Source organism: Acinetobacter guillouiae CIP 63.46 (assembly GCF_000368145.1).
Classification (GTDB): domain Bacteria; phylum Pseudomonadota; class Gammaproteobacteria; order Pseudomonadales; family Moraxellaceae; genus Acinetobacter; species Acinetobacter guillouiae.
In genome coordinates this window covers 19100-32834 of sequence record NZ_KB849283.1, presented here as the reverse complement: position 1 = coordinate 32834, position 13735 = coordinate 19100, and the positions used below count along the sequence as shown (strand labels likewise).

Genomic DNA, 13735 nt, shown 5'->3' with positions numbered 1-13735 from the left:
ATAATGCGACTATACTATTGATGTACAAAGCTTTTACTCACTTCTCCCATCACCGTCTGATTCGACACTTTTTTGATGGAATCCACCCTGCTTTGTTGTAAAAACAATCATAGAAAACATTTTAAATATTCAATAGGTTTTAATTCCTCATGTTACAGTTTACATTCTTAGGGACATCCTCTGGTGTGCCCACATTAACACGCAATGTGTCAGGTTTAGCGATTCATTATTGCAAAAGCAAAGACTGGATATTGGTTGATGCAGGCGAAGGTACACAGCATCGTATTCAACAAGCAAAACTCTCTTTACAACATTTAAAAACCATTTGCATTACACATGTACACGGCGATCATTGTTATGGCTTGATGGGTTTACTGGCAAGTGCTGGTATGAATGCACGCAAAGATCCGATCACGCTGATTGCACCCAAAGAAATTCAGCAATGGTTTGAAGTAACCTGTCAATTCACTGAACTTTTCCTGCCTTATCCAATACATTTTATCGATGTAAATACTTTGACGAATCCCTTTCAATTGGATGAGCATATTTCCATTGACGTTCATCACTTACACCACCGTGTGACAAGTTATGCTTATGGTTTTAAAGCGACACAAACTCAGCGCAAACTCAATGTTGAGGTTTTAAATCAACTCAAAATTCCAAAAGGTAAACTATGGGGTGATCTACAACAAGGTCAAAATATTGAGTGGAATGGGCAGTCCGTCTTAAGTCAAGATGTTCTCATTCAAAACACTCAAAGTGTTTATGCCATTGTCGGTGGAGATAACGATCAGCCAGAATTACTATCGAACGCTTGTCAGGATGCAGCACTGCTGATTCATGAAACCACCTATACTCAATCGATATTAGACAAAGTAGGCGCAGGCCCAATGCACAGTTCTGCGAAAATGGTCGCTGAGTTTGCAGAATCTATTCAACTACCTAATTTAATTGCAACGCATCTCAGTGCCCGTTACCACGATGCACAAGGTGTGCAAACCATTGGTAATGAAATTGCCCAGTACTATCATGGCAATTTTTACATTGCTGATGATTTTGATCAGTATGAACTAAATATGCACGGCGAATTAACACAGTTTCGCACTGGGAAACCCTGGGAAAAGTAATTTTCCCAACTTCAATTTAACGCTATGCAATATTATTGAATCATAGATGGTCGTTCTATCGTGTGGAGATATGGATATCGCCCATTGTGTAGGAATGCTGGGTACAGGATCTATCCCTCGCCCAACATGAGCAAAACAAAGCTCAGCTTTGTTTGCAGGGCAAGGTTTGGCCTCATCTTCAAAAGGTGTGGCAGTGTAAGCTTTTTATATTCAAATAGTTTATTCCGCCATGCAATTAATTTAATTAAAAATATGAATTAAAAAAAACATCTTTTTGTGTCTGAGTTTTTTAATAGGTTGACTGTACCCCAACTAACTTTGCTTTTAGCTGGAGTTAGTGTCCTTTTTTATTTGCACAACATTAGGCTCATTGATTTTTTACTTTAAAAATAGAAATAAAGATAAAAATCTATAAATAAAGATATTTTATTTTATACCTTTTAAATTTAAAAACAAATAACCACTGAACTTTTAAATTTTTTAAACTTATAAAATCAGTCACTTAAAAATAAAATTTCATTCCAAAACAAAACTTGGCACACTCTCTGCTATATCTATCTCAAGAAATTAAAAAATCACTTGAGGATGCTGTCATGGCGAACAAGACAATTTTTGCCTCTAAACAACAGGCAAAACCAAAAACCATTGAATACAACGAAGCTGGTGGTCGCGCATATAAATTAAAATCTCGTGCCGCATTAGCGCAGCTTGCTGCAACAGGTACACTGAATCAGACCTTTTATCAAAATGCACAAGTGCAACTTGATAATGTTCTAAACCTAGCGCTTGAAGTAGAGCCTGAATTTGTGGCTAAAACTGCAATTTATGCACGCCAAAAGGCACATATGAAAGATACACCTGTAGTGTTATTGGCTTTACTTTCTGAACTTAATGCAGAATTATTTAAGCAAGTTTTTCCTTTGATTATTGATAATGGAAAACAGTTGAGAAATTTTGTTCAAATCATGCGCTCTGGAATGATTGGTCGTAAGTCATTAGGTTCATTACCGAAACGTATGGTCAATGAATGGATTCTTTCAGCATCGGATCAACAATTGATTGCGGCCAATATTGGAAACAGCCCTTCACTTGCCGATGTGTTAAAAATGACTCATCCAAAACCAAAGACAGTTCAACACGATGCTTTTTTTGCCTATGTCCTAGGAAAAGAATACCAACTTGTCCAACTACCGACTCAAGTGCAAGCATTGGAAGAGTTTCGATTGGGAACAGCAACACAAGTACCTAAAGTGCCGATGCAGCTTCTAACCAATTTAAATTTGAATGCGAAACAATGGGCCGAAATTGCAAAAAATGGTTCTTGGCAAATGCTACGTATGAACTTAAACACCTTCTTACGCCATGATGTTTTTAAAATCAAAGGAATGACAAAAATCATTGCCGATAAATTGATGGATGAGCAAGCCATAGCCAAAAGTCGAGTATTTCCATATCAATTGATGATGGCTTGGTCAGCACTTGCAGAGGATATGCCACATGAAATTGCCAATGCGCTAAAGTTTGCTATGCAGCGTGCCATCGCCAATGTACCGAAACTTGAAGGAAATGTGGTGATTGCGATTGATGTTTCCGGTTCGATGTCAAGTTCTGTGACAGGTTATCGTCAGGGTGCAACCTCTCAGTTACGTTGCGTAGATGCTGCTGCATTATTTGCTAGTGCATTTAAATATGTAAATCCAAATATTCGTTTGATGCCGTTTGATACTGAAGTTCGTCAATTATCCAATTTCAGCAAAGTACAGGAATATTTAAAACGAAAAAATTTTGGAAAACAGCAAAATTCAGAAATTGATATTTTTGCTTTGGCTAAAAAATTTGCCAGTATGTGTGGTGGTGGAACTGATTGCTCTAAGCCTTTGGAACTGTTAGTGAAAGAAAATGCCAAAGTCGATATGGTAATTTACTTCTCTGATAATGAATCATGGGCAGATCAAGTTCCAAGATCACATCGAAAAACTGGGATGATGCATTATTGGAAACAGCTAAAACAGCATAACCCTGATGCAAAACTGGTGTGTGTTGATCTGCAACCCTATACCACTACGCAAATGCCTGAACATAGCGATGTGATGAATGTCGGTGGATTTTCCGATACGGTATTTCAACTGATTGAAAGTTTTGCCAAAAATGAAATGCATGCAGATCATTGGGTAAACGAAATTGAAAAAATAGATATTACACAAACTCAGCTTTATGCAAGCTGAATGTATAAACAAATTTGATCGAGTCTCTTCAAGTGTTTACATTTAACAATGTCCACACTTGATAAGACTGGGTTAGATAAAAAGCACAAATGCCATAGGAACTACATTTCAAGATTATGCTGTTTCTATATTTAATTGTTGTGCTAAGTAAGAAATTGCCAAATGCAGATAGAACTACATTACTTTGAATAATTGATGTTTTATCGACACCTTTGTTGGCAAAATACATCGCATAAAATGCGTTAAGGACTACATCTTTAATGCGTAGGTCGGTGGTTCAAATCCACCCTTTTCACGCTTTTCCAAGTTTGAAAAGTAGCTCAGTTGGATAGAGCAACGAAACGTCTTTAACATTTTGTTTATGCAAAGCAGTAAAAGAATCAAATGTTTCAAGGACTACATCTTAAAATTGACGTCATCGGTGGTTCGAATCCACCCCATCATTTCGATGATGGTCGCCAAGCGGTAAGGCACGAGCGTCTTTGAAAAACTTGTTGATTCACTTGTAGGGCAGTATATGAAAATATACTGGGGCCATCAGTCCATCAAATACGCATAGGACTACATTAGAATTCACAGATCAGAGGTTAGATTCCTCTGCTGTATATACATACAGTCGCTTAAAGCAAAAGCGGTGAATTGTTTGTCTTATAATCAAATTTGTTGATGGACTTGTGACCTATGTTTAAACGATCAAATGCCTGTTGGATTACATCGCGATCTCACGCACAGTATTTCGGGTACTGCACATATCCAACACCAACTTTTTTTGATCTTGTATATGCAATAATGAAAGTAGATCAAATGCTTTGAGGACTACATTACGCGTTTGTCGGTGCTTCGATACCACCCTGTATGACAAAATACAGTAGCTCAGTTGGTAGAGCCACGACTGTCTTCAGCTCTTTGTTGATGTACTCTCATTATAATAAATAGATTTACACGATAAGCAGTCACGAATATAGATTGGATTTCATGGTAACGCTTTAGTGTAGGGTTTAAACCCTCCTATCGTGTTCACTCACAAAATCTAATCTTAACGTTTGTGGCTGCTTTTCTTTTTAAACTCATCATGTTTAAAAGCGATGCTTGTGAATCAACAAAAAATTTGCTAGCTTGGAGACTCACCTTAAAACCAAAGACAGGTGTCAGTCTGTAAAACGCAATTATGTCTATACAAGTTATTGTTGACGATAACAATCTTGATCTTGCTTTAGAAAAACTAAGAGTTAAAAAGTACTATTTAGAAACTAACCACTGGTATAAGAAGTGCCAGAACTATCATGAAAAACCGCCAAGTAAAAGTCGTAAAAAAAGCGAACTGAAACTTTTAGATGGGCATAGTCAAATCCTAGAAGATGATCCTCTCGCACTGAGGTTAAAAATTCATATCGAAGAACATTATCAACCAACTGATGATAATACGATATGGGATATGAACAAAAATTAAGATTCACAAATTTCATCAAATCTAGCTTGGGAGAAGAAATTCTCCCAAGCTAGATTTCATACTATAATCTGTAACATGATAAATATCCTGAATAATAACAATGCATACTTGGTTTGCTTTCCTCTTATTTCCTTTAGTAATTTTTGTATTCTTATTTTTCTTCTATGTCATTTTTTTACTTTCACTCACTTTGGGTTGCGGTTTCCAGCAAGAAAATATCCCAACCTGCTCAAAAATTTATTATTTTTCAATTATATCAATTTTTCCAATAGCTATTTGGCTCGGCTATTTTACAACTAAATTTGCACCACATTGTGGAAGATATTTTCTTAGTAGTATTTATAACCTAATATTTTCAATCACTCTATTTGCATATTTACAAGGCTCTAAAATAAGCCTCATCTTTTCAATTGGTTTTAGCCTACTTTTGTTATTATGTCTAGGAATTGGTTGTTTTATATTTTATTTAAAATATAAAAATAGATAAATTACTATCTAAAATGATATTTAATTTTGCATATTTTTTTTAAAACGCACATTTAAAATAAAATTTAAATTTATTTGTTTATTATAAATCAATAGCTTATAAATAAAAATCTCAAACCCATAAAACTTGGCACACTCTCTGCAATATATAGAGCATACATCATGAGATGTATATAAATATCACCTGCCTGCAACCGCTTGGCAGGCAGGTTTTGAAAAGGATCAAAGCAATGACAATGTTAGTCGCAGAACAAATCGAAAAACAAACTTCCTTAGCACAGGAACGTACTTATAACGTAATTCAGGATGCTAAAGGTGTTCCTATAAAAATGTGGACCAAAGGTGTCCCTGTTGATGAGAAATCAAAAGACCAATTATTAAAAACAGCACAAATGCCTTTTATTTATAAATGGATGGCAGTAATGCCAGATGTACATGTAGGAATCGGAGCAACGATTGGAAGTGTAATTCCAACCAAAGGCGCAATCATCCCTGCTGCGGTCGGTGTAGATATTGGCTGTGGAATGATGGCCGCACGTACTTCGCTAAGCGCATCAGATTTACCAGATAACTTATACGCACTGCGTACCGAACTTGAACGTTTAATTCCGCATGGTATGACCAAAGGTCGTGGTCGTCGTGACCAAGGTTCATGGGATACACCTACTGCACGTGTTGATCAGGCTTGGGCTGAGTTGGTGACTGATTTTGAATATATCTGTGCCAAGCATCCCCGTTTAAAAAACACCAACAACCATAAACAGTTGGGTACTTTGGGAACAGGAAACCATTTTGTAGAAGTCTGTTTAGATGAGCATCAACAAGTATGGATTATGTTGCACTCAGGTTCTCGTGGTGTAGGAAATGCGATTGGTAATCACTTTATTGAGCTTGCACGTAAAGATATGCAAAAGCATTTTATTAACCTGCCTGATAAAGATTTAGCTTATTTAGTAGAAGGGACTGAACACTTTGATGATTATTGGTTTGCGGTGGGTTGGGCACAACGATTTGCCATGAAAAACCGTGAGTTAATGATGGAAGCTGCGGTTCAAGCTTTACGAATCATCATCAATAAACCATTTAATGCCAAAGTTGAAGCCGTAAATTGCCACCATAATTATGTGGATAAAGAAGAACACTTTGGTCAGGAAGTACTGGTAACACGTAAAGGTGCTGTACGTGCCCGTTTGGGTGAGTATGGAATTATTCCGGGTTCAATGGGTGCCAAGTCTTTTATTGTCAAAGGTAAGGGAAATCAGGAGTCTTTCTGTTCATGTTCGCATGGTGCTGGTCGTATACATAGCCGTACTGCAGCGAAAAAGTTGTTTACTGTGGAAGATCAGATTGAACAAACCAAAGGTGTAGAATGCCGTAAAGATGCAGCCGTGATTGATGAGATTCCATCTGCGTATAAGCCAATTGAAGATGTGATGAAAGCACAAAGTGATTTAGTGGAAGTGGTTTATACCTTAAGTCAGGTTGTTTGTGTAAAAGGTTAGTTGATGCATAAATTAGGGAGTTTAGATTGTAAAATCTAAACAATGCTATTGGGCTTTAGCTTGGGGCTATGAATGTTCAATTTGGGATGATGCATTGGATTATTCTTATTTAGAATTTTGTAATTATGATCTACCTGAAGACAATGATTATAATTTCATGACCACTTGGTATGAAAATCAAACTTTAGAAGACGTTAGAGAATTTGCCGAATCAATCCCAGTTGATACACTACCCCAGCAAACTTTATATGAAATCGTTGTGTTAAATATTTATTGACTAGTAAAAGCGATAAGGAAAATAAAATGAAACTTGCAGAAGCACTCTTATTACGAAGCGATCAACAAAAGAAACTCGCTTCATTAAAACAACGTATCAATGCGAACGTATTGGTACAAGATGGTGATGAGCCATCCGAGGATCCAAACGAGTTATTAAAGCAAATATTTGCATTAACTCAAGAATCCCAAAAACTTGTTTATACCATTCATCAGACCAATGCTTTGGCAAAATTAACAGATGGTCGTTCATTATTGGCTTTACTTACTCAACGTGATGAGCTTGTCGAGCGCCATAAAATTTTAACCTCAGCCATCAGCAACACACAACGTGAGCCTGACCGCTATAGTACACGTGAAATCAAATGGCATAAGGTCATTCCAGTATCATCCTTGCAAAAACAATCCGATGATATCAGTGCCAAATTACGCGACTTGAATGTATTGATACAAGCCACCAATTGGCAAGTTGATTTACTTGACGTTTAAAGCCATCATTTAAAAGCTTTGATAGGGTTTACCCTATCAGATCTCGAAATATATTGGGCGAGTACAAGATCTAAGGCTGTATAGATTGAAATAAAAGTCAGCATCATTTTTGGGTAATGACAGCGAAGCGGATTTAGAGCGGAAACACACCAATCAAATCCATCACCTATCATCACTTAAACCTTTGTGAATCAGAGTGACTATTTACACAGCATTACCACGTACTGACAATATATTTCACCTTTTCTCAAGTGATTCGTCATTTGAGAAAACCCGAACATACTGGGCGAGTGCAAGATCCCCTACCTCCACAACACAGGATTGAAAATAAGGTGTAGTGGCTTGATGAGCGAGCGGGTTAGCTTAAAACTTTAAGCACAAATCAACCCATCACTACGTACAAGGCAAACCTTTGTGAAAGCAAAGTTACAATGCACTGAGCATCACCATGCACTGACAGTATGTTCACCCCTTTTAGGAATTTTAATGAATTACCATTGTTCTTGTTGTCATCATTACACTAGAGATCAACCCTCTGGTAATTTTGACTTTGAGATTTGTCCAGTTTTTTTTTGGGAAGATGATCCTGTACAAAATATTCATCCAAATTCAAAAAGTGGTGCAAATGCAATCTCATTAGCAGAGGCACAAGATAATTATCAATAGGGTCTGTTGACAATTCGTCTATGTTTGCGACTACGTGTGTTTTTTAGACGATACTAGGCGCGAAATACGAAATTTAGTCATTCTAAATGATGAGAAACACTGTTTCGCAAGGTAACGACGTAGCGGCAAAAAACACACAAGTCCCCCGCTGCGCCTTGCGCTGCAAACAAAGCAGTGCTTTGTTCTTGGCTCAGGGTTGTAGCTAAAATTATCTCAGCCTACGTTATGAAACTCGAAAATAGTCTCGCTATTCTCTTCGTTTCATGCCTTGCCTGCTCAATTTTAACCTACAACGCAAGCCATTTATGAAATGTCTACAGACCCTAATATGGTGTAAGTGAATTACGGTTTTTAAAACATGTTCGAAAACCGAATGATTTAGAAAGAAATGATGAAGAACAAAATGAACACATTAGTAAAAAATAAAGCTATCCAAATTGATGGCTCACAAGGCGAAGGTGGAGGGCAAATTTTAAGAACTGCCCTTTCACTGTCTATGTTAACAGGTATTCCATTTGAGCTTGTGAATATCCGTGCAGGCCGTAAAAAGCCGGGCTTAATGCGACAGCATTTAGTCTGTGTACAAGCATCACAACGCATCAGTAATGCCATTGTGGAAGGTGCTGAACTACATTCACAAAAATTATATTTTCAACCCCAACAAGTTCAGGCGGGTAAATATGATTTTCATATTGGTTCAGCCGGTAGCACAGTATTGGTTTTACAAACACTACTGCCTGCACTGATGATGCAAAATGAAATCAGTCACATCAGTATCCACGGCGGAACACATAATCCAATGGCACCGACTGCAGATTTCATAGAATCTTGCTTTCTACCTGCTATTCATAAACTTGGAATAAAAGTCGACTTTGAATGCGAACGTGCTGGTTTCTTTCCAATTGGTGCGGGTCAAATCAATATTACAACTTATCCTTGGATAGATAAGCTTGAATATTCAGTATTAGATAAAGGCAAATTACTGGAAATACATGGCTATGCAGCTGCCTTAAATATTCAACAGAATATTGCTGATCGTGAACTGGAAGTATTACATAACAAATTGAGCTTAAGCCAACGTAACAGACTAAACTTTCAAGGGATTAGCCAAGGGAATACAGCTTTTGTGGTGTTAAATTACCAACACCACCAACAAGTATTTTCTGTGTTAGGTGAAATGAAAAAAAGTGCAGAAAAAGTAGCGCATGATTTAGCCAAAGAAGTTAAATCCTTTTTAGCTTGCGATGCTGTGGCTGACGAATATCTAGCAGACCAACTTTTATTACCTTTAGCTTTAGGTAAAGGTGGTGAGTTTACTGCTCAAGTTGTCAGTGAACACACCTCGACACAAGCTGAAATGATTCAAAAATTCTTAGATTGTGAAATTCACTTTGAAGCAATCAATGATATTTTTAAGGTGAGTGTCATCACATAAGTTTCAGCTATGCTAAATCCAGTTTACAAGCTCATCAATTACTTATCTTTATGTGCCAATTCATTTTAAATTTCATACTTATTGGCACATTATGTAAATAAATGACCCAACTATTCATTATATAATCAACGCCTTAAATAAGTATGATTTTAAAGTAGAAAATACCCACTTAAGGAACAAGGGAAATGATGAGAGTTTTATTGGGGACAGCATCTATCGCATTTTCAACATCGACAGCTTTTGCAGAAGATATATCGGGAACTTGGCGCTATATCGATGACAAAACTGGTGAAGCAAAGGGACTGGTTAAAATTGAAAAACAAAGTAACGGTACCTATGCGGGTACAGCATTAAAAGCAACACCACGCCCAGGCTACACCCCAAAAGAATTTTGCACCAATTGCCCCGCACCTTATACCAACAAGCCAATTATTGGCTTACAGGTAATCTCTGGGCTAAAGACAGATGATCATGTGAGTTATACTGATGGGAAAATTATTGACCCAGTTTCAGGTAAAATCTATCGATTAAAAGGTAAAGTCAGCCCAAATGGCAAGAAACTATTTCTTCGTGGATATTTAGGTATTTCAGCAGTAGGTCGTAGCCAAACATGGTTACGTGTCGAGTAGTAGCATAATTTCATTCACAATAAAAATGACAGTTTTATCTCAATCAAACTGTCATTTCTAAACATCTATTTTTTAAATGATTTTTAAATCAGTTATTCACAGCAAGTTGATATAAAAAAGCTAAATGTGTGGCTGCATCACCTTTATCTAAATTGAGATCACTAGCACGCCCACCTAATCTCAGTGCAGGAAGATAACAATACATTTGATTATCAACTAATTTACCATATTGAGTTTGTGCCTTTGCTAAGGCTGATTTTTCTAAAAATTGCTCAATGATCTCATCATCAAAAATCCAGTCATTAAAAAAATCTGTTAATGACCAAGCTGTTACCCCAATTTCCGAGTTGTGTGGATCAATAAAGGATATATCTTCATCGCCATCTTCGCTTAATAAGCGATAATAAAACACCAAACCAAATGCTGAAATAGCAATGGGTAACCGAGTCATATCAGGTTGATCTTTCATTAACCATGACCAAAGCACATCTTGATAAAGCTCAGGGTTAATGATCTGTAACAAACCGTTACCATAGAAGCCAAAACCATGATTTTGCCAAAGCTCTAAGAGCGCTTCAGGTAAATACGCTTGATATTTTTTTACAGTTTCAGAGCTTACTGTGTTTCCCGCCTGATCTACTGAAAATTTATTAATAAATGTTTGTAATTGCATAGCTATCCCCTAGGCCCTGCTTATACTTTCCATTCAAATCCACTAAATGCATCATCTTCTTTTAATGTATTTTCTACAGCATTTGCCAATTGCTTAATCATGCTCTGGGTTGCAATCTTCTTAAACCACGCTTGTTCTTCATCAGCATGGGCTGAAATTTCACAAGTTAATAAGCCCTGATCATTTAAATGACAATTAACTCCCAAACCAATTGGATGATTTTCTACGCTGACAGCAAGGTCTTCATCGGAGTGTGTTGTTTCCGCTTTAAAGCCATATTGAGACAGTTGTTTTAACAACAAAGTCGTCACGTATTCCTGAGTGACATAACATACATTTTCACCATGATTGTGACTGTTACTATGATTCTCACAGTTTGCTGTAAATTGTAATGTTCTCATTGCTTCATCCAAAAGGCTTTATAGTTGTATGGTTTTAGAATAAGCAATATAAACAAAACAGCCAAGCATTTGCTTGGCTGTTTTTAATTAATTATACAAATATTAGACAAGGACTGATTTATTCGGTGACTTGAATCTGAAGCCCTGCCTGATTGGTGAGTTCAGTAAATGTTGGGAAACTTGTTGCTACAGTTTCAGTGCCAATAATCTTAATCTCGCCAGAGTTACGTAACCCCGCCATCGAAAAACTCATTGCAATACGATGGTCATGGTGCGATTCAATTTCACCGCCAGAGAAAATAGCAGACCAGTCACCCGATTTACCTTTTCCTTCAATGATGATGCCATCATCAGTTGGCGTACAATCAATCCCCATGGTTTTTAAACCATCTGCCATCACTTGAATACGATCAGACTCTTTAACCCGTAATTCAGCGGCACCTGTCAACACCGTTTGCCCTTCAGCACATGCAGCAGCAATAAACAAAGATGGAAATTCATCAATTGCCAAAGGTACTTGATCTTCTGGCATATGAATGCCTTTCAATGTACGGGTACCACGGATACGGATATCAGCAATCGGCTCACCGCCTGCAATTCGTTCATTTTCAACAGTTAAGTCTGCACCCATTTGCTTAAGGATTTCGATTACACCTGTACGAGTTGGATTAATCCCAACAGCTTCAAGGGTAATATCTGAACCTTCAGTAATGGCAGCACCCACCATGAAAAATGCAGCAGAAGAAATATCAGAAGGTACTTGAATCTCTGTCCCAACCAACTTACCACCACCGTGTAGTGAAATACGATTACCTTCCGTTTTCACAGCATAACCAAAAGCACGTAACATACGCTCAGTATGGTCACGGGTTGGTTCAGGTTCAGTCACAGAGGTTTCACCCTCTGCCCATAAACCTGCCAATAAAATCCCAGATTTGACTTGCGCAGATGCCATTGGCAAATCGTAGTGAATGCCTTTCAATGCTTGAGCACCAGTGATTGAAACAGGCGGAGTACCACGTTCACCCGTGGTTTGAATTTGCGCACCCATTTCACGTAAAGGTTTTGCAATACGCTCCATTGGACGCTTAGACAAAGACGCATCACCCGTCATCACAGAGTCAAACTGTTGTGCTGAAAGCATGCCTGAAAGCAAACGCATCGACGTACCAGAATTACCCATGTACAGTGCCGTTTTGGGTGCTTTTAAACCATGAATACCCACACCATGAATGGTCACTTCACCATTTTTAGGGCCTTCAATACTGACACCCATATCGCGAAATGCTTGAAGTGTTGCTAAAGCATCTTCACCTTCAAGGAAACCTGTAACGTGGGTTGTACCTTCAGCGATTGCACCAAACATGATGGAACGATGTGACACTGACTTGTCACCCGGCACGGTAAATTTACCTTTAAATGTCTTCTCACCTGGCAAAATGGTAAATTGTTGTGTCACCTTATTTTTCTCCATCAAAGGTTTATTGGCGAGCATATGATTGAAATGCTGTCGTGCCGCTTGTGCATGTCCTAGCAATCCCATCAGGGCTTGTGAATTCTCATCTTCAATCAGTTGACGTAATGTCGCAAGTTGCGTTTCAAAACCATCAACTGCTTTCAATATGGCTGTTTTATTGGCAAAAAATATATCATGCCACATCTGCGGATCACTGGCAGCAATACGTGAGAAGTCACGAAAACCTCCAGCGGCATAACGGAAAATATCTAAGTTATCTTCACGATTTGCAAGCTGTTCGACCAGATTAAATGCCATCAGATGCGGTAAATGACTGGTATGTGCCAACACTTCATCATGTTTGTCCACATCCATACAAATGACTTCTGCTTTTGCAGCCTGCCAAAGCTGAATCAGTTTTTCAACTGCCCAATCAGCACTGCTCGGCAACGGCGTTAGAACCACTTTATGATTCACAAATAAGTCAACTTTACCAGCATGGACACCTGTATGTTCTGCACCAGCAATTGGATGACCAGGTACAAAACCTACAGGAAGATTTTCACCATAAACAGCATGTGCCGCAGCCACCACATTCCCTTTGGTACTTCCGACATCGGTAATGATGGCGTTTTCAGAAACATAGGCTTGAATCGTTTCAAGCACTTTCTGTGTCGCGCGAACGGGCAAAGCCAGAACGATTAAATCTGCATCTTTTACAGCTTCGACAGGATCACTAAAACCCGCAGAAATAATTCCTAAAGCTTTTGCATCTTCCAATGTTTTTTTTGAGCGTGTTGATGCAACAACATTTTCAGCAAGATGTTCGGCTGCAATCACACGGGCTAGACTTGAACCAATCAGTCCAAGTCCAATAAAAGCAACTTTTTTAAATAAAGGTTGTGACATAACGATTTTGA

At 38.0% G+C, this 13735-nt stretch carries 12 protein-coding genes; 9 read left to right on the top strand and 3 right to left on the bottom strand.

The genetic code is table 11. From position 1 onward, the window contains the following. The first annotated feature begins 149 nt into the window (after nt 1–149). From F981_RS05175 to F981_RS05135, 9 genes are all read left to right on the top strand, one after another. Entirely contained in the window at nt 150–1127 is a 978-nt protein-coding gene (locus F981_RS05175; protein WP_004719264.1) for a ribonuclease Z, read from the top strand. A gap of 593 nt (nt 1128–1720) precedes the next feature. After that, entirely contained in the window at nt 1721–3352 is a 1632-nt protein-coding gene (locus F981_RS05170; RefSeq protein WP_004719262.1) for a TROVE domain-containing protein, read from the top strand. A gap of 1168 nt (nt 3353–4520) precedes the next feature. Next, nucleotides 4521–4802, top strand: a complete 282-nt coding sequence (locus F981_RS05165; RefSeq protein ID WP_004719259.1) for a hypothetical protein — start codon at nt 4521–4523, stop codon at nt 4800–4802. Between the two features lie 722 nt (nt 4803–5524). Then, nucleotides 5525–6790: an RtcB family protein gene (locus tag F981_RS05160; protein WP_035371851.1), complete on the top strand. Its 1266-nt coding sequence runs from the start codon at nt 5525–5527 to the stop codon at nt 6788–6790. A 25-nt stretch (nt 6791–6815) separates the two neighbouring features. Beyond that, on the top strand, nt 6816–7067 hold the full coding sequence (locus tag F981_RS24460; protein WP_434087043.1) for a DUF7684 family protein: 252 nt from the start codon (nt 6816–6818) through the stop codon (nt 7065–7067). 26 nt (nt 7068–7093) lie between these two features. Continuing rightward, nucleotides 7094–7555 carry a DIP1984 family protein gene (locus tag F981_RS05150; protein WP_004719253.1) on the top strand — a complete coding sequence of 154 codons (462 nt, stop codon included), beginning with the start codon at nt 7094–7096 and terminating at the stop codon, nt 7553–7555. A 486-nt stretch (nt 7556–8041) separates the two neighbouring features. Then, nucleotides 8042–8221 carry a CPCC family cysteine-rich protein gene (locus F981_RS05145; RefSeq protein ID WP_004719252.1) on the top strand — a complete coding sequence of 60 codons (180 nt, stop codon included), beginning with the start codon at nt 8042–8044 and terminating at the stop codon, nt 8219–8221. Nucleotides 8222–8624: 403 nt separating this feature from the next. Then, entirely contained in the window at nt 8625–9656 is a 1032-nt protein-coding gene (gene rtcA, locus F981_RS05140) for an RNA 3'-terminal phosphate cyclase (protein WP_004719249.1), read from the top strand. A 185-nt stretch (nt 9657–9841) separates the two neighbouring features. Continuing rightward, on the top strand, nt 9842–10285 hold the full coding sequence (locus F981_RS05135; RefSeq protein ID WP_004719248.1) for a DUF2147 domain-containing protein: 444 nt from the start codon (nt 9842–9844) through the stop codon (nt 10283–10285). Between the two features lie 88 nt (nt 10286–10373). Here the strand turns inward: F981_RS05135 and F981_RS05130 are convergent, their stop codons facing one another. The 3 genes from F981_RS05130 to F981_RS05120 form a co-directional block, all read right to left on the bottom strand. Beyond that, a complete protein-coding gene (locus F981_RS05130) occupies nt 10374–10958 on the bottom strand; it encodes a GAD-like domain-containing protein (RefSeq protein ID WP_004719245.1) in 585 nt (194 codons plus the stop codon). Nucleotides 10959–10978: 20 nt separating this feature from the next. Continuing rightward, nucleotides 10979–11359 (bottom strand): hypothetical protein, encoded by a 381-nt coding sequence (locus F981_RS05125; RefSeq protein ID WP_004719243.1) that lies wholly within the window; start codon nt 11357–11359, stop codon nt 10979–10981. Between the two features lie 118 nt (nt 11360–11477). Further along, nucleotides 11478–13724 carry a bifunctional prephenate dehydrogenase/3-phosphoshikimate 1-carboxyvinyltransferase gene (locus F981_RS05120; RefSeq protein WP_004719242.1) on the bottom strand — a complete coding sequence of 749 codons (2247 nt, stop codon included), beginning with the start codon at nt 13722–13724 and terminating at the stop codon, nt 11478–11480. Nucleotides 13725–13735 lie beyond the last annotated feature (11 nt).